The following is a 22,100-nucleotide window of genomic DNA, read 5'->3' as shown; positions in this document are numbered from 1 at the left end:
GCCAGCGCAACCCATTGCGATTGATGAAGATAATCCCGCTCAGCACCCGTTTGTCATCGGCCCGAGGCTTGTGCCATGCGGCTTCGGGAAAAAGGGGGTGAGCTTGGCCATCTGCTCGTCGGTCAGCCAGAAAAGATCGCTCATGTCACAGCTCCATTTTCCGAGCCGTGAATCATGCAGTGCGGCGGAAATCAATGCATCCTGACCCTAACACGTTCAGCCTGACCGGTCTTGAGACCTGCTGGCAGAACAACCCGCCGTGAAAACTGTGAAGCCGTCGGCAGCCTCAGTTAAAGCCTGCCGAAATATAGTGTTTGGCATGTCGGAGCTGCTGCGGAATTGCCTCAGACCCAATTTTGGGGGCCTGTCTGCAGTGACTGCGATCAAGGGAAAGCCCGGCCAGCATACAGGTGCCTGGGCTTTCTCCAGATCATTGGCAGAGTTCAGGGGTAGTAACTGCGTACCAAAGCGGTGGCGATCAGGCTCCAGCCATCCGCCACAACAAAAAATGCCAGTTTGAAGGGCAGAGACACGATTGCAGGCGGCACCATCATCATCCCCATGGACATCAGGACTGCCGCAACAACCAAATCAATGACAAGGAATGGCAGGAAGACGAGAAAACCGATTTGAAAGGCGCGCGATATTTCCGACAGCAGGAAGCTGGGGACGAGCGCCGACAGCGGGGCTTCGGGCACCGGGTCCATACCTTGGGTTTCCGGCCTGAGGTCCGCAATTGCGTAAAACGTGTCCGGATCCAGCCGGTTGGCCATAAAAGCACGGAAAGGTTCCAAACTGCGGGTGATGGCGACTCCCGGTTCCAGCCGTTCTTCCAGCAGCGGATTGATGCCAGTGGTCCAGGCCTCGGTAAACACGGGTTCCATCACGAAATAGGTCAGGAACAGCGCCAGGCTGATGATCAGCATGTTGGGCGGTGCCTGCTGCAGCCCGATACCTTGGCGCAGGATCGACAGCACCGTCACCAGGAACGGAAAACAGGTGATCATGATCAGCAGGCCAGGCGCCAGGCTGAGCACGGTAATCAGCAGGATCAGCTGGATCGAGCGGGCGGAGATCGATTCGCCGTCTGCCAGTGAAAGGCTCAGTTCTTGAGCCAGGGCGGTGTGCGGCATGGCCAGCAGGATTGCTGCAGCCAGGACCGCCCGCACAATAGTCTTTTGTGTCATCCCAAACCGCTTTGAAGATCGGCAATTTCTGTCAGGCGCACGGCCAGCTGGCCAGCCTGATCTCCCTCCAGCTCTTCGAGCTGACCGCGGGCGACCAGCCGGTCGCCGACATAAAGGTCCACCGGGTCTTCGACACGTTTGTCCAAAGTCAGAATTGCATTTTTGCCAAGGTTGACCAGATCACGGATCAGCGGCCGGGCTTTACCGACTGAGACAACAACTTCGACGGGAACCGAGACAAAGGGATTGTTTGCATCAGCGGATTTCATGTTCAGGTCGGCTGCATCATCCATACTGGCTGTCCTCTTTTGCGTGATAGGTGAAGGCTTCTATCGAGTCCTGGATCGATTCTAGAAGGGCGTCGCAATTGATTTCGCATTCGCTGCTGCCAATGCGCAGATAGGCTTGGCCAGGAGACAGCATACTGTCTTCCTGCACGGTGACCGGAACGGAGAAATTGTCCGGCAGCAGGCTGCGCACCGGTGCCGCCTCCCCGGGAGAGACCACGATCTGCATCGGCTGGCCGGTCTGCCCCTTGGCCATATCAGAAAGCTGATCAACAATATGATGCCCGAACGACGCGGCCATAGCATCCGGCAGAACCGCACTGGTCAGCACCTTGAACATCGGGTCCAGCGATTCGAGCAGCTGATTTTGCGCTTCGTGATAGGTAAAGCTGAGATCTTCCAGAGAATTGGCCAGCTCGGCCGAAATCCGGCTGCTTTCCTTGTCTTTCGCCGCTACGGCATCATCCCACCCGGCGCTGTAGCCGTTCTCGAATGACGCCAGCCGCTGCTCTTCTATAAGTTCCTCGGAAACAGCCGGCAGGGCCGGCTCTGCAGAGGTGTTCATGCCGAAGTCTTCGAGCAGATGTGCAATCGTCATCAGGCTTGCTCCTTGTTTTCTTCCAGCCAGCCGCGGAGGATCTGGACGGTTTCTTCCTGCCGCTCTCCAATCAGGTTGCGCAGACGGTCGACCGGGTCATCCGTGCTGCCGCCCAATGCCGGAAAGCCGGCCGCTCCCATCATGTCGCCACCGGTGCCCATTGCCGGCAGATCGCCCAACGGTTCGAACTGTCCGGTTTCGTTGTTTTCAATTTCCCCCTCAAGTGCGAGTCCGGCACCAAGATCCGGCGCGGTCATGAAGCCGCCGCCGCCGGCTCCTGGCAACCCGGGCAGCCCGCCACCATCCGGACCAGGCAGCGCTGCCACCGGAACTGCCTGATTCGACAGGATCGGGCGTACAACGAACAAGCCCAGGATCAGGCTGACAAGAGCCAGTGCCGCGATCTGGATCAGCGACATCGCATCAAAGTAGAAGTTCTCCATGAAGGACGCTGTGGCCACGGTACCCTGCGGCTCCACCGCCGGCAGTTCCATGGATTTGAGGGTGATTACATCCCCGCGGTCGGCGTCAAAACCGACAGCGGCGGAAATCAGCTCCCGCAAGGCCGCCAACTCATCCTCCGGCCGAGGCTGGAAGACAGTTTCACCATCGTCATTCGTCACTGCAGAGCCATTGACCAGCACCGCGACGGTCAGGCGCTTGATGGCCCCGGGGCCGCGAAGGATCTCTTTCTCGGTTTCCGATATTTCATAGTTGATCCGCTCCCGGGTGGCGCTGGTATTGGCTTTTGAACCCTGGCCAGAGGCTGCGTCTCCGTCGGGAATATTGGAAGCGACCGTGACCTCTCCGGATTGGTTGGTAGAGGAGTCGGCGCGCTCTTCGACGTCAGTGCTGACGGCGACACGGCTTTTCGGGTCCACCCGCTTTTCCCGGATTGATTCGGTATCGGTGACGGTCGCGACACTCACTTCGACCACCGCATTGCCATGGCCGACGCGCGCTTCAACCAGGCGCATCACCCGGTCGCGAAGCGTCTGGGAACGGTCGTCCGTCCCGGCTCCGGCCGCTGCGGTGGCATCTGAAGACCCGATCAACGCACCGTTGGCATCAATCACTGCAACGTTTTCAACGGCAAGACCGGTTACCGCAGACGAAATGAGAAAGCGGATGGCGTTGGCCTGCGCAGGTGTGATGGGGGATCCCATCGGCACGACCGAAACCGATGCGGTGGGTTCCACGGTGCGCTGAAAGGGATTCGAGCCGGTATTGGCAATATGCACCCGTGCCTGGCTCACATGCGGGCCGGCAACAATAGTGCGGGCCAGCTCGCCTTCCTTTGCGCGCCAGTATGCGGCGTCGAACATCTGCGAAGTGGTGCCGAAACCGCTGAGCGAATCGAGCAGCTCGTACCCTTTGCCGCCGTTGGCGGGCAGGCCTTCGCTGGCCAGTGTCATCCGAAGTTCGTCACGCTGTGTTGATGGCACGTAGATTGAGCTGCCACGCACTTCATATTTGGCGCCGCGCTGTTCCAGCGCCCGCACCACATCTCCTGCCGAACCGCTTTCCAGCCCGGCATAGAGCAGTGTCATTGTTGGCTTGCTTGCCACATGGGACATCGCGATCACGCTGAGAATCATAATTGCCGTGGCACCCACGGCTATCAGACGCTTTCGCATGTCCATTTCAGCCCAGACATTCTTGATCTGCTGCACATTAACCTCCGTCGCACCGGCGTTCTCTCCGGCGTGCAACCTTTTTGACGGATCGGCCTTAACATTCGGTTAGTTCCTCGCAGGTTATGAAGATGCTGCACGACGTTTTAGGAATAGCCATGACAGACGCTGCAGCAGATACGGAAGCAGAAGCCCGGACCAAGAAAAGCAAAATGCCCCTGATCATCGGGGTGGTGCTGGCATTGGCAGGGGCAGGCGGAGGATTCTTTGCCGTTCAGTCAGGCCTTCTTTCCTTTGGTCGGAAAGCAGCACCCGAACCGCTGCATGCGGCCGAAGCGGCGCCAGAAGGCGTGGACAGTGGTGAGACGGCGGAGGATATCGCCAATCTCGCCTTTATCGAAATGGATCCGATTGTGATTTCCCTGCGCAAAGGTAGCGGTATCAAACACTTGCGGTTCCGCGCGCAACTAGAAGTCGACCTGGCTCATCAGGCTGAGGTCGAGAAAATCCTGCCGCGGGTTATCGATGTCCTGAACAGCTATCTGAGAGCACTGGAGCTGGAGGATCTGACCGATCCGATGGCGCTGCCGAAACTGAGGGCGCAGATGCTGCGTCGGATCAATATTGCAACCGGCCAGGGCCGGGTGCGTGATCTGCTGATTATGGATTTCGTACTTAACTAGGAGGACAGGATGGAGATTATTGCTGATATCCTGCTTGCGGCTGGTGCGCTGGGGGCCGGATTCTATTGTCTGGTGCTGTCGCGCAGGCTGAAGCGGTTCAATGACCTGGAAAAAGGCGTGGGCGGTGCAGTTGCCGTGCTGTCTGCCCAAGTCGATGATCTGAACAAGTCGCTGCAATCGGCGCAACATGTGTCCGATGGCTCCAGCAAGGCGCTGCAGCAACTGACTGGACGGGCCGAATCGGTGGCCCAGCGGCTGGAGCTTATGATGGCATCCATGCATGACATCCCCGAGGCCGGAACTGCGGCTCCGGCCGCCAGCCCCCCTGCCGAGGACGAAGCGATGGCTGCCGCCTACGAGGCCGATTCGCAGCCGTCTGCTGAAGAAAAGGACGAGGCAAAGCCTTCCGGCCTGATGTTCGTCCGTCATAACCGCAGCCAGAACCGGGTGGCGTAATGGCAAAGGCAGCAAAGAAAACCAGGCGGTTCCGGCGCAGCGGCACATTGATGATGCTGGCGCTGCTGTTGATGGGTTCTGCCGCTGTGAGGCTGGCTCTTGAGGCGGGGCCTGCTATTGCCCGCGAAGTGGCCAGCCTGCAGGATCCTGGCGGCGAAGTGCAGCCTCACAAGGGGCAACCGCAGCGCGACTCGATGCCCACTTCTGCAGAGCTACAAACGATGCTGGCAGCCTTTAAGGAGCGGGAACAGGTATTAGCCACCCGCGAAGCTGAAATTCAGGACCGGATGAAAGCCCTGGAAATTGCTGATCAGGCGATCGACAGGAAACTGGCTGCGCTGGAACAGGCAGAAGAGAATTTACGGGCAACCCTCGCGTTGGCGGATGGTGCTACCGAAGCGGATGTGACGCGTCTGACGTCGGTCTATGAGCAGATGAAACCCAAAGAGGCCGCGGCCTTGTTTGAGGAAATGGACCCTGCCTTTGCGGCCGGTTTCCTCGCTCGGATGCAGCCCGAGGCTGCGGCGGGAATCATGGCAGGTCTGAGCCCGGAAGCTGCCTATACCATCAGTGTTGTTCTGGCTGGCCGTAACGGCGCCGTGCCGAAGGAATGATATGGCGCCGCCGCTTAGTCTTTCCTTAGGAAGACTCACCTAAGCTAATAAAAACAAATGTAATTCGGAGTGGACCCATGATCGGGATTGTAGGCATTGTGGTGATCTTTGTCATGGTTTTCGGCGGCTATCTCCTGGCCGGCGGGAAGATGGCGATCATCATTAAAGCCATGCCCTTTGAGCTGATGATGATCGGTGGTGCCGGAGCTGGTGCCTTTCTGATCGGCAATGATATGGGCGGTATCAAGCATACGCTGAAGGACATCGGTAAGGTGTTCAAGGGACCGAAGTGGAAGCCGGATGACTACCGCGACCTGCTGTGCCTGCTGTTTGCTTTGATCCGGATCGCGCGGGCCAACCCGGTCGAAGTGGAGCAGCACATCGAAGATCCGGAAAACTCCTCTGTCTTCAATAAATACCCCAAGATTCTGGCCGACAAGGAAACCGTGAACCTGATTTGCGACACCATGCGGTCGGCCTCGATGAACTATGACGATCCGCACCAGGTGGAAGAAGTTCTGGAAAAGCGGATGGAAGCCAACCTGCACCATGCAATGCACTCCAGCCATGCCTTGCAAACCCTGGCAGACGGGCTGCCGGCGCTGGGGATTGTCGCGGCGGTGCTTGGGATCATCAAAACCATGGGTTCCATCGATCAGCCCCCGGAAGTTCTGGGCAAGCTGATTGGCGGCGCTTTGGTCGGTACCTTTCTTGGCGTGTTTCTGGCCTATGGCCTCGTGGGTCCCTTTGCGACCAAGGTGAAAGCGGTAACCGAAGAAGACGCGCATTTTTACCAGCTTATCCGTGAGGTTCTGGTGGCCAATCTGCATAACCATGCAGCGGCAATCTGCATTGAGGTGGGCCGCCAGAACACACCTTCTCATTTCCGCCCCGGCTTTGCGGAGCTAGAAGAAGCCCTCAAATCGGTGAAACAGGACGCAGCATGATTTGGCGAGCACTTGCCACCGCAGCAGCGCTTCTGACGGCCGGCACTGTCCAGGCGCAGACAATTGTGACCCGCTCTGGTGAGCACAATGGCTTCACTCGCTTGGTGATGCGCTTGCCGGATGGCGCGGATTGGTCGCTGGCGCAAAGCGGCACCACGGCGACAGTGAACCTTGACGCGCCGGAGGCCGTTTTCGATACATCGCGGGTCTTCGACCTGATCCCTCGCACCCGCTTGAAATCGCTGGCGCAGAACGGGCCCGGTCAGCCGCTGCGGATGCAGCTGGGCTGCGCTTGCACAGTCACTTCCTATGTGCAGGAGAATGGCTACCTGGTGCTCGATATCCGTGACGGAGGGAAGCCGGAAACACAGCCGCAGTACTCTGCTGAGGGGAGTATTCTGCCGCTCACCCCGCGGGCCGCGCAAACTGGCTACAGGTTCAGTTTCTCTCAATCGGCCGCGGCCGACGCGCGGATGGCGCTGGAACTGGCAGCGGCTGTTGCCGGGCGGGCGGATCCGGCGCAATCGGTCCGGCCGCAAGATACCGAAGACGCGCCGCAACCGAGCGCCGCCGAACAGCAAGAAGAAGCTGGGGACCTTGCTTTGCTGCTGGATCGCAACCGCGTTCCGGTTCAGACAGAAACCGTGATATCCAAAGCGGCATCCGGGCTGCCTGAAACCGGAATGCTGTTCAATATGGAAGAGACTGAACGCGCGGCAGCGGTCAAGGATTCCGAGCAGCGGCTGCTGCAACAGATCGGACGGGCCGCAAACCAGGGTCTTTTGAATGTGGCTGCAAATGGGTTTCCAAGCGGGGACCGCGCCGTTGGATTGGATCCTTTGGGCCCTGCAGACAGGCCATTGAACCCGTTGGATCACATCTCGGTCACGTCCGCAATCGATCGTGAAACCGGGCTGATGGCTGCCTTGGCTGATGGCAGCGGTAAAGCAGAGCATTGTTTGCAAGACCGTCGTGTTGCAGTCTATGCTTGGGGCAATGAAAGCCCGTTTGCGGATCAGCTGGCACCGCTGCGCAGCGCCTTGGTCCGGGAATTTGATGATGTGAATCCAGCAAGTGTATTTGCGCTTGCACGGATGTATCTTTATTTTGGTTTTGGCGCAGAAGCCCGCTCCATTCTGACGATTCTCCCGCCGGAAGATCAGGATGCGCCGGAAAACGAGTTCCTTGATGCAATGGCGATGCTGATGGATGGGGCCGTTCTGCCGGTGAACCATCCGTTCTCAGGACAGCAAGTTTGCGGAGGCGACAGTGCCCTGTGGGGCGCCCTGGCAGATGGTTTGCTCAAGAAAAGCGCCAATACCGATGCCATTCAGCAAGCCTTCTCCAAAATGCCGACCCACCTGCGGGTGCACTTGGGGCCGCGGATCAGCAAGATGTTTGCCGAAGCCGGAGATCACCACATCGCCGAGGCGGTGCTGAGAGCGGTTGACCGCACCGGGGTCGAGGACGTTCCGGAAATCAATTTGGCTGAGGCGGCCATTGCGGAATTGGCGGGCAATACCGAAAAGATGGCCGAAGAGCTTACCAGCGAGGTTGCGGAACGAACCGGAAATGCACCGGCGGCATTGATTGATCTGGTTGCCCTCAGCGTAAAGGAGCGCAAGGCGCTGTCTCCTGATGTGCCGGATTTGATTGCCTCATATGAACTTGAAAACCGCAGCACTGAGCTTGGGTCGGAGTTGCGTCAGGCGCAGGTCGCTTCGCTGGCCTTGATGGGGCAGTTTCAGGAGGCATTTGAAGAACTGAACAGCCTGTCTGAGCAGGACGGCCCGAAGGCGAGGTCGGCAGCGCTGGAACCGTTGATGCTGCTGTTGGCGGAACGTGCGGATGACGTGACGTTCTTGCAGTACGCACTGGTTTTCTCGGGTCAGGCAAGCGCAACGGAAGCTGCGCCGGTAGCACCGGCTGTCGCCCGGCGGCTGCTGGACCTTGGATTTGCCGAACAAGCACAGAACCTGCTGGCCAAGCTCGCGTTGGAGCCGGAAAACGAAGCCCGGCGCCTGATGATGGCCGAGGCCGCATTGGAATTGGACAAACCGCATCGGGCCCTTGTCGAACTGATGGGGCTGGACGGTTCCGAAGCCAACCGGATGCGTGCGAAAGCTTTGTGGCGCAATGGTGAATACGGCCGGGCCGGAGAGTACCTTCTTGCCGAAGATGAGGCCGATGCAGCTGCCCGGGGGTTCTGGCATTCAGAAAACCTGGGAGCCATCGAAGCGATGGAGGCAGGAAATGACGCGCAATTCGGCGCGGTTGCTTCCGTCACCACACAAATTGGCGAAACTGCGCAAGATCCGGAAGGTCTGTCTCCGCTGGCCCATGCACGGGCCTTGGTCGAAAGCAGCGCGGGCACCCGCGGCGGCATTGCTGATCTGTTGACCAAAGTTGGCACCGACTTGGCGCGCCCTTAGGGTTTCCGGTGGACTGCGGGTCCGTTCACACAAACAGGGGCCGCCTTGATCAAAGGCGGCCCCTGTTTGTGCTGATAACACTTTGTCAACTGGCTGCCGGTAACGTGATGATCGGGTGAATCCTGATTTGGAATGGGCAGAATGCCGGAATACTATTTAAGACTTTGCCCGAAGGGGCTGTTTTTGCGCGCAACAGACGCAGAATTCACGGCGCGCTCAGTAACGAGTGCCGTTCAGAAAGCTCGGTACATTGAGAGCGACAGGCACCGATTGCCGGCAGCCGGTAATGCAACGCCTGATCGTCTGCTGTCTGCGCGGCCCTCGCTGGCGATCACAATGCTCCAGCCAGTCCATCCATCGGACGCCAGCAATTTGCGGGGCCTGAACTGTGCCTAAGCTTACCACAGAACAACTTTTCAGTCCGACCGTGCTGCTTGCGCTGGCGCTGATGGCGATCATTGTGATGATGATCCTGCCAATGCCGGCCTGGGTTCTTGATGTTGGTTTGGCGGCCTCCTTTGGGCTTGCCATCCTGATCTTTACCATCACCCTTTTCATCGAGCGGCCGCTGGATTTCTCCTCCTTCCCGACGGTTCTTCTGGCCTCGCTGATGCTTCGGCTGTCGTTGAATATATCCTCTACCAAACTGATCATCGGCCAGGGGCATTCCGGCACCGACGCGGCCGGCAATGTGATCGAAGGTTTCGCCCAGTTTGTGATGGGGGGCAGCGTATTCCTGGGTCTGGTGGTGTTCGGGGTTCTGTTGATCGTCAACTTCATGGTGATCACCAAGGGGGCCGCCAGGATGGCCGAAGTGGGCGCCCGGTTTGCACTGGACGGAATGCCCGGCAAGCAGCTGGCGATCGACGCCGACATGTCGGCCGGTGCCATCGACCACCAGACCGCCAAGGAACGCCGGGAGCGTGATCAGCAGGAAACCACTTTCTTCGGCTCACTCGATGGTGCTTCGAAGTTTGTAAAAGGCGACGCTATTGCCGGGCTTCTGATCACCTTGCTGAACTTGGTCATGGGTTTGATCATGGGCGTTCTGGTCCATGGCATGCCGGTAGGCAGCGCGTTTGAAACCTATGCCATCCTGACCGTGGGCGACGGTCTGGTGTCGCAGATCCCATCTGTGATCATTTCTATTGCTGCGGCTCTGCTGCTGGCTCGCGGCGGGACCACCGGTGCCACAGATACCGCCCTGTTCGAGCAATTCGGCCGCCATCCCGCCGCGCTGACAACTGTTGCCGTGCTGATGATCCTGTTTGCACTGGTTCCCGGTCTGCCGTTCCTGCCGTTCGTGACCGGAGGCAGCGTGCTGGGTTACGCAGCTTTCCGCATGGCAAAGAAAAAGCAGGATGACGCAGAGGCGGAGATCGAGGAAAAGATCGAAGAAGCTGCAGATCCCAATGCAAGCCGGCCGCTTGGAGATATTCTGGATCTGGATGATCTGCATCTGGAGTTTTCCCCGGACCTGGTCAGCATGGTACTTGATGCCGGAACCGGGTTGGATGCGCGGATTGCCAACATGCGGTCCCACATTGCCACCACTTTTGGCCTGATCCTGCCCGAAATCCGGCTGACCGACCAGCATGAGCTGGAAAGAGGCACCTATGTGGTCAAGGTGCAGGGGGTTGAGCAGGTGCGTGGCACTCTGCATCCCGACATGGTCTTGGCATTGATGCCGGACAATCATGACGCGCTGCCGCCCGGCACTGATGTGACCGAGCCGGTATACGGCGCGCCGGCCCGCTGGATTTCTGCCAAGGCGCAGGAGCAGGCCGCCTTGGCCGGGGCTACCGTGGTCACCCCGCCGGAAATCCTCGCGACCCATTTGCTGGAGATCATCAAGCAGAATTTCTCCCGCCTTCTGACTCTCAAGTCGCTGCGCCGCCTGTTGGATGAGATGACGCAGCTTTCCGATGACTTCCGGGCTGAGGCAAACCGCAAGCTGCTGGATGCGCTCGTGCCGGAGAAGGTTCCGATGGATACCTTGCATTCGGTGCTGCGTCTGCTGCTGGAGGAGCGGGTTTCCATCCGCAATATGCCGCTGATTTTGGAATCGATTGCCGAAGCCCGGCTGCACACCCCCCAGCCTGAGCTGATCTGTGAACATGTGCGGCAGCGGCTGGGTTTCCAGCTGGTGGCCGAGATGAAACGCGAGGACGGGACCATTCCGCTGATTCAGCTGGCGCCGGAATGGGAAGATAAATTTTCGACGTATCAAGTGGACTCGCAGGGTGCCGGGTTGGACATCGCCTTGCCGCCCGATTTGTTCAATACGCTTGCGGACGGGCTGACCGAAAAGCTGTCGGCAATTACCGACCAAGGTGTGTTTGCCGCCGTAGTGACCTCGACCCGCCGCCGCCGTTATCTGAAGACCATTCTGAAATCGCGGGGCATCACCAACCCGGTGCTCTCCTTCGAAGAAATTGGTCTTGAGGCGCGGCCTGCCCTGGTTGGCATGGTGCAGGCATGAACCTGGACTTTCTGCCGCCGGAACTTATTGCGCTGCTGGGAGCAGGGTTCTGGCATGCTGCACTTGTTTTCCTGAGGGTGTCGGCGATGGTCTCGGTGCTGCCTGCGGTGGGGGAGTTGTATGTCCCCACCCGGGTCAAGCTTGCAGTTTCTGCGGCTTTTACTTTTGTGGTGGCGCCTGCTCTTCCGGCTCTCCCTGAACCGGATGGTGCTGTAGACTTTGCCCGGTTTGCTGCCGCCGAAGCGATCATTGGCCTGGCTCTGGGCATTGGCGTCCGGATCTTTGTTCTGGCGTTGCAGACGGCCGGCACAATGGCGGCGCAAAGCACGTCGTTGTCACAGGTTCTGGGCGGCATCGGAGCAGAGCCGATGCCGGCTTTGGGGGCCGTTCTGATGATTTCCGGCGTGACCCTTGCTGTCATGATGGGGCTGCATATCCGGGCGGCGGAACTGCTTATCGGCTCTTACCAGCTGTTTCCCGCTGGTCAGTTCCCCGCAGCGCCCGGGTTGACGGAATGGGGTGTGTACCGGGTTTCGCAAAGCTTTTCTTTGGCGTTTACCCTGGCGGCACCCTTTGTCATTACAGCTGTGATCTACAATTTAGCCTTGGGTGTGATTAACCGGGCCATGCCTCAGCTGATGGTGGCCATGGTCGGCGCGCCGGCTATCACCTTCGGCGGACTGTTCATCCTGATGGTCGGCAGTCCGATGATTCTGGATGTTTGGTCTACGGCTCTGATGACCTTTATGTCGAACCCCGGAGGCGGAATGCCATGAGCGGACAGGACGACGATTCAGACAAGTCATTCGAGCCGACGGAACAGAAGCTCCGCAAAGCCCGGGAGAAAGGCGAAGTTGCCAAATCCACGGATCTGTCGGTAGCCGCAGCATACTTGGGCCTGATCATCGCAGTCCATGCTGCCGGCAGTAGCAGCGTTGAGGGGATCGGCACCGCTCTGATGGCCTTTCTGGACCAGCCGGACAAGCTGGCGCCGCTGTTCTTCGACGGGCCCGCCGCTGCACCTGTCGGTGGTTTTATCGGAAGTTCCGTCCGCCCTGTTCTGCCGTGGTTCCTGGTTCCCTTTGGGCTGGTGCTGCTGTCGATCGTCGGTCAGCGTGCGCTGGTTTTTGCGCCCAGCAAGCTGGAGCCGAAGCTGTCCCGTATTTCTTTCATCTCGGGGGCCAAGAACAAATTCGGCAGATCCGGTCTGTTCGAGTTTTTTAAAAGCTTTGTGAAGCTGGTGCTCTATTCGGTCTGCCTGGGCGTCTACCTGTCTTTCCGGTTGCCGGAGATGATCGCTTCTTCCGGCACCGGTCCGCAATCAGTTGTCCTGATGCTGTCGCAGCTGGCGATGGAGTTTCTGTTTCTAGCGCTAGTCATCGCGCTGGCCATTGGTGTTGTGGACGCCGCGTTTCAACATGCTGAGCACCGCCGCAAGAATATGATGTCACGGAAAGAAATCCAGGACGAAATGAAAGAAGCGGAAGGCGATCCCCATATGAAAGGCCAGCGCCGTCAGCGCGGCCAGCAGATCGCGATGGGGCAGATGATGGCCGATGTGCCCAAAGCCGACGTCGTGGTCGTCAACCCGACGCACTACGCAGTGGCGCTGAAATGGAGCCGTGAGAAGGGATCCGCGCCGGTCTGCGTTGCCAAGGGCGTTGATGAAGTGGCCGCGGTAATCCGGCGTGTTGCCAATGAAAACGGTGTCCCGATTCACAGTGATCCGCCAACGGCGCGGGCTATGCATGCCACGATTGAGATCGGCGGTGAAATTCTGGAGGAGCATTACGCGCCGGTGGCGGCGGCCATCCGGTTTGCTGAAGAGATGCGCAAGCGTGCAAAAGGGAAAATCACATGAAGCAGAAAATGCTGGATCAGATGGCGGCTGTGACCGCCGCGCAGTATATGCAGGAACATGCTAAGATACAGCCGGCGCTGGCCAGGGAGGCGCAGCTCCGCGGCCAGCTGGCCAAGCTGAACAGCCAGGTGCAGGCCGCCCGGGCACAGGCGGACAGCGATCACACAATGAAGGCCTTAGGGGCAGATCTGTTGTGGCAAGGTTGGCATAGCCGCACCAGGCGCCAGTTGAACCTGGAGCTGGCGCAGGCCACGGCGCAAAAGCTGCGGATGATGGATCAGCTGCGCAAAGCTTTTGGGCGCAAACACGCGGTGGAAACCATGGCAGGGTCCGAACGCAAGCGGCGCAAGGCAGATCAGGCAAAGGCCTTTATGGAGCGGCTTCTGGACGGCTGAGAAAACCTGAGTACGGCACAAACTAAAAGGCCGCTCCGGGCCCAGGAGCGGCCATTCCTTTGTTGGATCTGCTGGACGCCGCCGGTCAGACGTCCTGCCGTGATATTTCCATGATCAAAACGTCATAGACGCCTTTGCCGAGATGTTTCTTTGCCGCTTCGCGCAGCGCGGTACGCAGGGGCTCCAGCACATCTGAGCGGGTGAAAGCCCCGCGGAAACCACCCATATTGGCATGGTCGAAGAGAACTTGCAGAAAAACATCCCGCAACTTGGGTGCGTAGGAATGCACCTTTTCGGCGATGTCTTTCTTGACCTCAAGGCTGAGCGAGATCACCACCAAGGATGTCATTTGGTCGCGTTCCACAATCGGGACCACAAACTGGTCGCCGACTTTGATGTATTCTCGCTGGTTCTCTTCGCTGTCTTCGGCGGCTTCCACTTCGGCCTCTTTCGGGGTTGGGGCGGCCTTGCCGTCGGCAGCAGCTTTATGTTCCTCAGGCGGAGGCGCCAGCATGATGCCGGCGCCAATGCCGCCCCCGGTCCCGATGATCAGCAGGATGACTGGAAGAAGTTTGGAAAACATATCAACCCTCAGAACGGCAGAATGGCGTCGAGCAGCTGCTGGCCGTAACGCGGCTGCTGAACATCGGTGATCTGGCCGCGGCCGCCATAGGACACACGGGCTGAGGCGATCTTGTCATAGGTGATCTCGTTTTGGCGGCTGATGTCTTGCGGCCGGACATAGCCGGTCACCAAGAGTTCGCGCAGTTCGAAATTCACCCGCAGTTCCTGGGTGCCGCTGATTGCCAGAACGCCGTTGGGCAGAACGTCGACAACAGTCGCCGCAACCCGCAGTTCCAGCTTTTCGCTGCGCTTGACGGATCCCTTGCCGCCCGCAGAGCTGGAGCTGCCCAGTTCCACGGCTTCGGCAGAGCTGGCACCTTCCGGCAGTTTTCTGTCCAGACGCTGCGGCAGACCCAGCAGATGCGGCATGTTCAGGCTTTCGGACCCTGCACGTGAGCGCTGGGTGTCGTTGGAAATCTCTGCCTCTTCATCGATCTCGATCACCACGGTCAGAATATCGCCGCGCTTGATCGCGCGGCGGTCGCCCAGCAGCGATTGCTGCGAGCCGCTCCACAAAGATGCGCCGTCAACAGTGCGCCGGTTCTGTGTCTGCGCAGGCAGCCCCTGGTACAGCATCGCAACATGTTCGGAGCTTTCATTGGACGGGGTGAAGGAGGGCGGTTTGCCCATATGATCCATCCGGCCGCAGGCACCCAGCAGGGCAAGCCCGAAGAGCAGAGGTTTGACGGGGAAAAGTTTCTTGTTCATCAGTTTACCTCAACGGAACCGTCTGCCGCGATCCGCCCTGTTACGGTGGTGCGGGAATTAAGATTCATGACCCGGACGGCCTCACCAGCGGCGCCGCGCCCCAGGGCGCGGCCTTCGGCCGCTATGGTCAGCCCCCCCTGGCGGAAGGTCAAAGTGACCAGGTCATTGCGTTCAATGATAGCTGGCGGGCCGATATCGCCGGCCCGCAAGGGCCGACCTGCGTACAAGGCGACGCGCGCCTCTTGACCGACAACCGCTGCCGCGTTTGACAGTGCACCAAGGATCTCGCCTTTCTTCAGGGCCAGGTCTTCGGCATTGACGATCGCCTTTGCGCGTATGGTGCGCAGCGGGATCAGATATTCCGCCCAGACAGGCGGTGCGCAAAGGGCGGCGGCGGTCAGACAGGCAAGAGCAAGTTTCATCAGCGCACCTGTGTCGTTGCACCCATCATCTGGTCGACAGCCGAGATGACCTTGGCATTCATTTCGTAGCCGCGCTGGGCTTCGATCAATTCAGTGACCTCGCGCACCGCGTCCACCGAACTGGCTTCCAAATAGCCCTGACGCAGGGTGCCGAGCCCGTCTTCGCCGGCCGTGGACACTGTGGCAGCGCCTGAAGCTTCCGTCTCGGTGAACAGATTGCTGCCGATCGCTTCCAGGCCTTTTGGGTTGGTAAAACCCGCCAGCGTGAACTGGCCCAGCAGCTGAGCTGCCGAGGTTTCATCAAAGTAGCCGTAAACTTCGCCCTCAGCGTTGATGGAGATGCTGGTGGCATCATCCGGAATGGTCACCTCCGGCGACACCGCGAAACCGTCAGATGTCACGATCAGCCCCTCAGCCGAGCGTTTCAACGCGCCGTCGCGGGTATAGGCGGTCTGGCCAGACGGCAGTGTGACTTCAAGATAGCCCTTGCCGTCGATGGCGAGATCCAAGTCATTGTTGGTCTGCTGCAGCGCACCTTGCGCCAGATGCACCGAGACGGCGGCGGGGCGCACACCCAGGCCGACCTGGACGCCAGTCGGCAGCACCGTGCCGTCCGACGCGTTGACGGTGCCGGCCCGCGAGATCTGCTGATAGTGCAGATCGGCGAATTCGGCGCGCCGGGCGTTGTAGGCAGTGGTGTTCATATTGGCGAGGTTGTTGGAGATAGTCTCCACCCGCAATTGCTGAGCGCTCATGCCGGTGGCTGCGATTTTCAAGGCACGCATCTGGATTCTCCTAGGTCTTGATCAGGTTTTTGATGGCATTGCGGATGCGTTCGTCTTCCGCCTGCAGAAAGCTTTGGCCCATTTCATAGGCGCGCTGGACTTCGATCATCCGGGTCACCTCGGAAATCGCATTCACGTTGGAGCCTTCAAGAAAGCCTTGCAGCACCTTCGCGTCAAAATTGTCCTCAATCTCGCCGTCGACGCGGAACATCACACCATCCTCGCGCACCAGCGTGTGCTGCTCCATCGGTTTGAACAGACCAAGCTGTCCCAGCAGCCGCCCGTTTGCGCTGAGCGAGCCATCCGCCCCAGCTTCGATCTTGCCGGCATCCGGCGGAACAAAGACCGGCGCGCGGCCGGCATCCAGCACCCGGTATCCGTCCATGGTCACAAGGTCGCCATCGGCATTGGGAGAAAAAGCTCCGGAACGGGTCAGCCGTTGGCCTTGCGGTGTTTCCACCATGAAGAAGGCGTCGCCCTCGATCGCAAAATCGAAGGAGCCGCCGGTTTTGGTCAGCTGGCCCTGCTCCATCGAGGTATTGAAGATATTCGCACGCGACATTGACAGCGACTGCTGACCGGGCGAGGACTGCACGAATTCCGAGAAGATCAGGCCCTCTTGGCGGTAACCGGTGGTGGCCGAGTTCGCGATATTGTTGGCAATGACGCGCATCTCCCGCATCAGGCCCGTTTGGCGTGACAGAGTTGCATAGCCTGCATTTTCCATTATGAGCCTCCGGCAATCATCGGAACAACGTGGCCGTGGAAGAAGGCCACCAGCGTTTGTGTCATGAAGCCCATTGTCATCCAGAACACGACCAGGATTGCTGTCAGCTTGGGCACGAAGGTGAGGGTCATTTCCTGCACCGACGTCAGAGCCTGAAACAGACCGATGGCCAGACCGACAACCAGAGCGACAAACAGGATCGGCGTCGACATGGTGACGGCGGCCCACAGTGCCTGGCGCAGTGTGTCATAGAAGAGGCTTTCGCTCATCATGGCTTAAACCGGCATCCTCAGGATTTCCTGATAAGCTTCGACGACTTTGTTGCGCACTGTCACTGCGGTTTCGACTGCCAGTTCGGTCTGCGCCAGGGCCTGCACCAAAGCGTGCGGGTCGGCGCCTGAGGTCATCGCCTGCATTGAGACCTGTTCACTTTGCTGCAGAGTCGCCGCGAAATTCTCAAAACTCTCTTTCAGGCGGGCGCCTGCGCCGGATCCCGCATGTTCAGGGTCGGCCTTGGTGGCAGGACGGGCAGCGGCATAGCCGGTTGCGGCGGAAAAACTGCGAATATCCATTCTGGATCTCCAATTGTATTGGTTAACGTCTTAATAGGTCCATAAGTGATGCGGACATCGTGCGTGTCTGCTCGAACATCTTCAGGTTGGCTTCATAGCTGCGCTGGGCCTCACGGGCGTCCGCAATCTCGATCATCAGATCGACATTGGAGCCGTCGTAATGCCCGCTTTCATCGGCCATCGGATGCGAGGGGTCGTAAACTTCCTCCAGATCGCTGCGGTCCAATGTGACCCGGCCGGTACGCACATGCTCCACATCCGTCTGCAGCTCGCGCACGGCTTCAAACGGCACGGTCTTGCGCCGGTACCCCGGAGTATCAGCGTTGGAGATGTTTTCGGACACATGGCGAAGGCGCGAGGCTTGCGCCTTGAGACCGCTGGCAGTGACGGAAAGGGCTCTGGAAAATTCACTCATCTCTCATCCTCCTTAATTTTTGCCAAGGCTTGCGCGCAGGACGTTCATCGAGGATTTGTAGATGGCCAGGGCCCGCTTGTGCTGCCGGGAAACTTCGACACCTTTCAGCAGCTCGGTTTCGACAGACACTGAGTTGTCATTAGGATCGCTGCCATCCTCGCTTGAGGTGACAGCCCAGTCCATTCCACCATCGGCGGTGCCGTTCAGATGGCTGGCCCGGGTTGCCATCATGCTGCTCGGTCGGGCCCCGGCAGCAAAGACGTCCTTGAATGGCTTGATGTCCTTGGCGTGGTAGCCGGGCGTATCGGCGTTGGCGATATTCTGGGACACCAATGCCTGGCGCTTGCCGGCATGGACCGCCATGGAATGAGAAATTTTGAATACGTTCAGTTCTGTGAACACCAGGGTTTCTCCCTTGATCGATTTCAATCAAGGCTTAACCCCGATTCCTTTAGAAATTGTTTGCAGGACATCAATGGAGGCCGCTGCAATGAAAGCAGAGCTGCAAGCACTGACCCGTCAAATAGCCGGAAAACGTCTGGCAACGCAGATGGGCAGGGTGACCGCGATCTCTGGCGGGGAAATCGAAGTCAGCGGGTTGGCTGCTGCCGCTAGGATCGGTGACCGGCTAGTGCTGCGGCGCGGCCCGCAGGACGAATTGCATGGAGAGGTTCTGAAGATTTATGGAAATAATATCAGCATGTTGCCAGACAGAGCACCGGATGGAGCCGCGGTTGACGACCCGGTGGTGCTGCGTCCTTCGCCGGAGTTTTTGCCCAGCGATCACTGGATCGGCAGGGTGATCGATCCTTTCGGCGAGCCGCTGGATGGCCGCCCGTTGCTGCCAGGGGCCGTGCCCCGGGATCTGATGGCGTCCCCGCCCAAAGCCGCCGGCAGGCGGCCGATGGGGGAGCGTCTGGCGACGGGGCAGGCCGTATTGAACACGATTCTCCCTATTGTACGCGGCCAAAGGGTGGGTCTTTTCGCAGGCTCCGGCGTCGGAAAATCGTCGCTTCTGGCAAAACTGGCCAAAAGAATGGAAGCGGATGTAGTGGTCATGGCGCTGATCGGGGAACGCGGCCGGGAGGTGAACCACTTTGTGGAACAGGTCCTGGGCCCCGATGGCATGCGCCGGGCGGTTGTGGTGGCGGCCACGTCGGATCAGTCCGCGCTGGTCCGGCGCCGCTGCGCCTGGGCCGCCATGACAGTGGCCGAGCATTTCCGCGATCAAGGCAAAAATGTTCTGTTTTTGGCCGATTCGGTTACCCGCTTCGCCGAGGCGCACCGGGAAATTTCTGCGGCCTCGGGTGAAGCGCCTGCACTGCGCGGATATCCCCCATCCGTAACGCCGCTGATCACCGGTCTGTGCGAACGGGCTGGGCCTGGTGCAGACGGGCAGGGTGATATCACCGCCGTGTTCAGCGTTCTGGTGGCCGGTTCCGACATGGACGAACCGATTGCGGATATTCTTCGCGGTGTTCTGGATGGTCATATTGTGCTGAACCGGGAAATCGCCGAACGCGGCAGATTTCCGGCGATTGACGTTTCACGCTCAGTATCCCGAAGCCTGCCTGCCGCAGCCACAGACGATGAAAACGCGGCAATCCAGGATGTGCGCAAGTTTTTGGGCGCTTATGAACAGTCGGAAGTGATGATCAGGGCCGGTCTCTATGCCGAGGGGAACGATGCGGTGCTGGACAAGGCTGTAAAACTTTGGCCAGAGCTGGACGGTTTCTTTGGCCGCGAAGATCCGGAAGGGATCACCAGCAGTTTCAACCGCCTGCTTCTTTTGCTGCGCCGCGCCAAGGCCGGACGGTGATCCGGTTATTTTCAAATACAAGAACAGAAAAGGCTGCTTCAGGCTGATTTGTTGCACTGCCCCTGGCGAAAATTCACTGCAAGAATTCAGCATGATAGCGGCGAAGAATGAGCAGCTGTTTCCCCGCTGAACGCGCAATGCCTCGTTATGCCTTGGTCAAGCCTTGCGGCGGGGATGGAGCGGATACCCGCGCCGAAGCCGTGTCGAGATATGAGGAGGGCCAGAAAATGGTCCGGGGGACCATTTTCCCGACGACTGGATGCATTGTGTAAAGCTTCCGGGGCAACGCCTCATGGCAAGAGAATGTGAACGGCAGGTTTCGGAAATTCGCCTCCGCTTTGCCGTGCTCAGCCGCTACACCGTACCTGGCATACCTGTCACAAAGGCGGTGGTTTAATCCATCTGGGGAAAGCGGATCTGCGCTCAGAACCCGGCTTGTGCAACATGTTTAACCGCCCCTAGCGCAAGAGGTTTCTTAGAGCAATTTGGCGCGGTGTCGGGGACTGACATGTATCCGGCCTCGTGATGCGGCCATCGTCATGCCGCGGGCCCGCATGGTGTTTGCGGGCCGGAACCAAATCAAAGCCGCGTGCTCGATGGCACTCTGTAGCACTCTGGTTCTGCCGACCCCGTTTCACGACCCTTGCGCCAAGCTGCTCTCAGCCCTCCTCCGCTCCGACGACCTCGCGACCGCTGGCGGACCTTGCGCCGCCATGGCCGTGGCGATCGGCGGGCCGATGCCCGGGATCGTTTTCAGGCGCCGGGCATTTGCCGCACCCTGTGGCACGGCCCAGCCGTACTCGGTGAGATGTCCGCGGAGCACGTTGATGGCCTGGGTGCGCTGCCGGATGAGCAACTCCCGGACGCGGAAGACACTGGCCGCCTCCTTGCGTTTCCTCGCTCTTCACAGGCACGAAGCGCATATTCGGTCTATGCGCCGCCTCGCAGATCGCCTCAGCGTCCGCCGCGTCATTTTTTTGCCGCTTGATGAAGGGCTTCACATAGACGGGCGGGATGAGCTTGATGCCGTGGCCGAGTTTGGCCAGCTCCCGACCCCAGAAATGCGCGCCGCCGCAGGCCTCCATCGCCACCAGACAGGGCGGCAACTTGGCGAAGAACTCAAGCACCTGAAGCCTTCTGAGCTTCTTGCGCAAGACAGCACAGCCTTTGCTGTCAGCACCATGGACCTGGAACACCTTCTTCGCCAGATCCAGTCCGACCGTGTAATCTCCGACTTGACCGCCTCCCAAAATGGATTGTTGGGCTCCCACCTTGTTGGAGTGGACGGCCTCTGAACGGCATCGAAATGTGCCAGAGTGAGTCTGAAGATCTCAAATGAAGGAGCCGTCCGTGGATCAGATTATCCCTATTGGCATGGGTACGTCAAAGCACGTGATTTAACTGGATGGCGTGGACACCGCCGAACAACCGGTTCTTCGCAAGAAGATGCGCCGGAAGGGGATGGTGGGATTTTTTGCGAAATGTCCGCCGAACGTCATTGCGATCGAGGCCTGTGGTGCCTCGCATCACTGGGCGTGGTTGCTGACGGGGTTCGGTCATGAGGTCAGGCTAATTGCGCCTCAGTTTGCAAAGCCTTACGTGAAGCGCGGCAAGAATGATGCGGCCGATGCTGAAGCGCAGTGCGAGGTGATGAGCCGCCCGACGATGCGGTTCGTTCCGGTGAAGAGCGCCGAGCAATAGGCGGCACTGATGCATGTGGGCATGCGCGAGCGTGTTGTCGTCTCCCGGACGCAACTTGCCAATACAATCCGTGGCTATGCGGCCGAGTTCGGACTGACCGCGGCCAAAGGCGTGTCTCATATTCCGCGCCTTCTGGAACGCATCATGGCTGATGAAAACGTCCCCGCCTTGGCGCGCGATCTGTTGACGTCACTTGCGGATGAATTTGCGCAGCTGAGGGAGCGCCTGGAAGAGATAGAGGCGAGTTTGATGACCTGATACCGCAGCAACGAATGTTGTCGCCGCCTCGCGAAGATCCCCGGTGTCGGACCGATCGGTGCAGTATTGCTGGTGATGAAAGCGCCGGCACCGGAGCAGTTTGCATCCGGAAGACAGTTTGCGGCCTGGATGGGCCTGCCCCCAGGGATCACTCGACAGCTGGTAAGGTCAGGTTCGGTGTTATTACGCGAGCGGGCGATGAGGCCCTGCGCAAAACACTGGTCGTGGGCGCGACTTCGTTGCTTCGACAGATGAGAGCGGGCAGAGGCAGGACCGCCTCGCCCTGGCTTATCGATCTGCTCAAGCGCAAGCCGCCGAAACTCGCGGCCGTCGCGTTGGCCAATAAGATCGCCAGGATCGCGTGGAAAATGATGATGTCGGGCGAGGCCTGTAAAAACACTGCTGCGCGGCCAGTCGCGTGAAGAAACTGGCCCGCCACGGTGAGCAGGAGAAAGACGCTACCGTGCTGGGCTGATGCGTGAACTTGCAGGGA

At 59.3% G+C, this 22,100-nt stretch carries 23 protein-coding genes and 4 pseudogenes; 12 read left to right on the top strand and 15 right to left on the bottom strand.

Annotation, left to right across the window (positions count from 1 at the left end; translation table 11 throughout):
• The 5 genes and pseudogenes from AC0KW6_RS21125 to fliF all read right to left on the bottom strand — a co-directional run.
• Positions 1–144: pseudogene (locus AC0KW6_RS21125) on the bottom strand (IS5/IS1182 family transposase); the annotation flags it as partial.
• A 299-nt stretch (positions 145–443) separates the two neighbouring features.
• Positions 444–1,187 carry a flagellar type III secretion system pore protein FliP gene (gene fliP, locus AC0KW6_RS21120; protein WP_323782463.1) on the bottom strand — a complete coding sequence of 248 codons (744 nt, stop codon included), beginning with the start codon at positions 1,185–1,187 and terminating at the stop codon, positions 444–446.
• On the bottom strand, positions 1,184–1,480 hold the full coding sequence (locus AC0KW6_RS21115; protein ID WP_474035996.1) for a FliM/FliN family flagellar motor switch protein: 297 nt from the start codon (positions 1,478–1,480) through the stop codon (positions 1,184–1,186). Before AC0KW6_RS21115 ends, fliP begins: the two co-directional genes overlap by 4 nt.
• Positions 1,473–2,072, bottom strand: coding sequence for a FliH/SctL family protein (locus AC0KW6_RS21110; RefSeq protein WP_323782460.1), 600 nt, complete (start codon positions 2,070–2,072; stop codon positions 1,473–1,475). Before AC0KW6_RS21110 ends, AC0KW6_RS21115 begins: the two co-directional genes overlap by 8 nt.
• A complete protein-coding gene (gene fliF / locus AC0KW6_RS21105) occupies positions 2,072–3,745 on the bottom strand; it encodes a flagellar basal-body MS-ring/collar protein FliF (RefSeq protein WP_323782457.1) in 1,674 nt (557 codons plus the stop codon). The genes AC0KW6_RS21110 and fliF overlap by 1 nt, the downstream gene beginning before the upstream one ends.
• 119 nt (positions 3,746–3,864) lie before the next feature.
• Between fliF and AC0KW6_RS21100 the strand changes: the two genes are divergently transcribed.
• The 9 genes from AC0KW6_RS21100 (at position 3,865) to AC0KW6_RS21060 (ending at position 13,576) form a co-directional block, all read left to right on the top strand.
• The gene (locus AC0KW6_RS21100) at positions 3,865–4,389 is read left to right on the top strand and encodes a flagellar basal body-associated FliL family protein (RefSeq protein ID WP_323782466.1); all 525 of its coding nucleotides are present in this window, start codon (positions 3,865–3,867) and stop codon (positions 4,387–4,389) included.
• 9 nt (positions 4,390–4,398) lie between these two features.
• On the top strand, positions 4,399–4,845 hold the full coding sequence (locus tag AC0KW6_RS21095) for a hypothetical protein (RefSeq protein ID WP_323782455.1): 447 nt from the start codon (positions 4,399–4,401) through the stop codon (positions 4,843–4,845).
• On the top strand, positions 4,845–5,459 hold the full coding sequence (locus tag AC0KW6_RS21090) for a MotE family protein (RefSeq protein ID WP_323782451.1): 615 nt from the start codon (positions 4,845–4,847) through the stop codon (positions 5,457–5,459). Before AC0KW6_RS21095 ends, AC0KW6_RS21090 begins: the two co-directional genes overlap by 1 nt.
• 77 nt (positions 5,460–5,536) lie before the next feature.
• On the top strand, positions 5,537–6,406 hold the full coding sequence (gene motA / locus AC0KW6_RS21085) for a flagellar motor stator protein MotA (RefSeq protein ID WP_024092250.1): 870 nt from the start codon (positions 5,537–5,539) through the stop codon (positions 6,404–6,406).
• Positions 6,403–8,838, top strand: coding sequence for a hypothetical protein (locus AC0KW6_RS21080; protein ID WP_474035994.1), 2,436 nt, complete (start codon positions 6,403–6,405; stop codon positions 8,836–8,838). Before motA ends, AC0KW6_RS21080 begins: the two co-directional genes overlap by 4 nt.
• A 448-nt stretch (positions 8,839–9,286) precedes the next feature.
• Positions 9,287–11,320 carry a flagellar biosynthesis protein FlhA gene (gene flhA / locus AC0KW6_RS21075; RefSeq protein ID WP_416361551.1) on the top strand — a complete coding sequence of 678 codons (2,034 nt, stop codon included), beginning with the start codon at positions 9,287–9,289 and terminating at the stop codon, positions 11,318–11,320.
• Entirely contained in the window at positions 11,317–12,096 is a 780-nt protein-coding gene (locus tag AC0KW6_RS21070) for a flagellar biosynthetic protein FliR (protein ID WP_323781115.1), read from the top strand. Before flhA ends, AC0KW6_RS21070 begins: the two co-directional genes overlap by 4 nt.
• Positions 12,093–13,181 carry an EscU/YscU/HrcU family type III secretion system export apparatus switch protein gene (locus tag AC0KW6_RS21065; RefSeq protein ID WP_323781117.1) on the top strand — a complete coding sequence of 363 codons (1,089 nt, stop codon included), beginning with the start codon at positions 12,093–12,095 and terminating at the stop codon, positions 13,179–13,181. Before AC0KW6_RS21070 ends, AC0KW6_RS21065 begins: the two co-directional genes overlap by 4 nt.
• Positions 13,178–13,576 carry a hypothetical protein gene (locus tag AC0KW6_RS21060; RefSeq protein WP_474035992.1) on the top strand — a complete coding sequence of 133 codons (399 nt, stop codon included), beginning with the start codon at positions 13,178–13,180 and terminating at the stop codon, positions 13,574–13,576. The genes AC0KW6_RS21065 and AC0KW6_RS21060 overlap by 4 nt, the downstream gene beginning before the upstream one ends.
• A gap of 85 nt (positions 13,577–13,661) precedes the next feature.
• Here AC0KW6_RS21060 and AC0KW6_RS21055 read toward each other — a convergent pair whose 3' ends face one another.
• From AC0KW6_RS21055 to AC0KW6_RS21015, 9 genes are read right to left on the bottom strand one after another with little or no spacing between them, the layout of a single operon-like run.
• On the bottom strand, positions 13,662–14,159 hold the full coding sequence (locus AC0KW6_RS21055; RefSeq protein WP_323781122.1) for a flagellar basal body-associated FliL family protein: 498 nt from the start codon (positions 14,157–14,159) through the stop codon (positions 13,662–13,664).
• 8 nt (positions 14,160–14,167) lie between these two features.
• Positions 14,168–14,908, bottom strand: coding sequence for a flagellar basal body L-ring protein FlgH (flgH, locus tag AC0KW6_RS21050; protein ID WP_323781125.1), 741 nt, complete (start codon positions 14,906–14,908; stop codon positions 14,168–14,170).
• Positions 14,908–15,330: a flagellar basal body P-ring formation chaperone FlgA gene (gene flgA, locus AC0KW6_RS21045; RefSeq protein ID WP_323781128.1), complete on the bottom strand. Its 423-nt coding sequence runs from the start codon at positions 15,328–15,330 to the stop codon at positions 14,908–14,910. The genes flgH and flgA overlap by 1 nt, the downstream gene beginning before the upstream one ends.
• Positions 15,330–16,115 carry a flagellar basal-body rod protein FlgG gene (gene flgG / locus AC0KW6_RS21040; RefSeq protein WP_323781131.1) on the bottom strand — a complete coding sequence of 262 codons (786 nt, stop codon included), beginning with the start codon at positions 16,113–16,115 and terminating at the stop codon, positions 15,330–15,332. The genes flgA and flgG overlap by 1 nt, the downstream gene beginning before the upstream one ends.
• A gap of 10 nt (positions 16,116–16,125) precedes the next feature.
• Positions 16,126–16,842: a flagellar hook-basal body complex protein gene (locus AC0KW6_RS21035; RefSeq protein WP_323781134.1), complete on the bottom strand. Its 717-nt coding sequence runs from the start codon at positions 16,840–16,842 to the stop codon at positions 16,126–16,128.
• Positions 16,842–17,114, bottom strand: a complete 273-nt coding sequence (locus tag AC0KW6_RS21030; protein WP_323781137.1) for a flagellar biosynthetic protein FliQ — start codon at positions 17,112–17,114, stop codon at positions 16,842–16,844. The genes AC0KW6_RS21035 and AC0KW6_RS21030 overlap by 1 nt, the downstream gene beginning before the upstream one ends.
• Positions 17,115–17,117: 3 nt before the next feature.
• Positions 17,118–17,414: a flagellar hook-basal body complex protein FliE gene (gene fliE, locus AC0KW6_RS21025; protein WP_323781140.1), complete on the bottom strand. Its 297-nt coding sequence runs from the start codon at positions 17,412–17,414 to the stop codon at positions 17,118–17,120.
• 22 nt (positions 17,415–17,436) lie between these two features.
• A complete protein-coding gene (gene flgC, locus AC0KW6_RS21020; RefSeq protein ID WP_024092263.1) occupies positions 17,437–17,829 on the bottom strand; it encodes a flagellar basal body rod protein FlgC in 393 nt (130 codons plus the stop codon).
• A 12-nt stretch (positions 17,830–17,841) separates the two neighbouring features.
• A complete protein-coding gene (locus AC0KW6_RS21015; protein WP_323781148.1) occupies positions 17,842–18,231 on the bottom strand; it encodes a FlgB family protein in 390 nt (129 codons plus the stop codon).
• A gap of 88 nt (positions 18,232–18,319) precedes the next feature.
• Between AC0KW6_RS21015 and AC0KW6_RS21010 the strand changes: the two genes are divergently transcribed.
• Together AC0KW6_RS21010 and AC0KW6_RS21005 are read left to right on the top strand one after the other, a co-directional pair.
• On the top strand, positions 18,320–19,648 hold the full coding sequence (locus AC0KW6_RS21010; protein WP_474035990.1) for a FliI/YscN family ATPase: 1,329 nt from the start codon (positions 18,320–18,322) through the stop codon (positions 19,646–19,648).
• A 139-nt stretch (positions 19,649–19,787) separates the two neighbouring features.
• A pseudogene (locus AC0KW6_RS21005) lies at positions 19,788–20,045 on the top strand (hypothetical protein); the annotation flags it as partial.
• A 297-nt stretch (positions 20,046–20,342) separates the two neighbouring features.
• Here AC0KW6_RS21005 and AC0KW6_RS21000 read toward each other — a convergent pair.
• Positions 20,343–20,898: pseudogene (locus AC0KW6_RS21000) on the bottom strand (IS110 family RNA-guided transposase); the annotation flags it as partial.
• A 151-nt stretch (positions 20,899–21,049) separates the two neighbouring features.
• Between AC0KW6_RS21000 and AC0KW6_RS20995 the strand changes: the two are divergent.
• A pseudogene (locus AC0KW6_RS20995) lies at positions 21,050–22,029 on the top strand (IS110 family RNA-guided transposase).
• Positions 22,030–22,100: the final 71 nt, after the last annotated feature.

The sequence above is a fragment of the Leisingera sp. SA215 genome (assembly GCF_055902035.1).
Note: the sequence above shows the minus strand (reverse complement) of the source record. Positions and strands in the feature narration are given on the sequence as shown.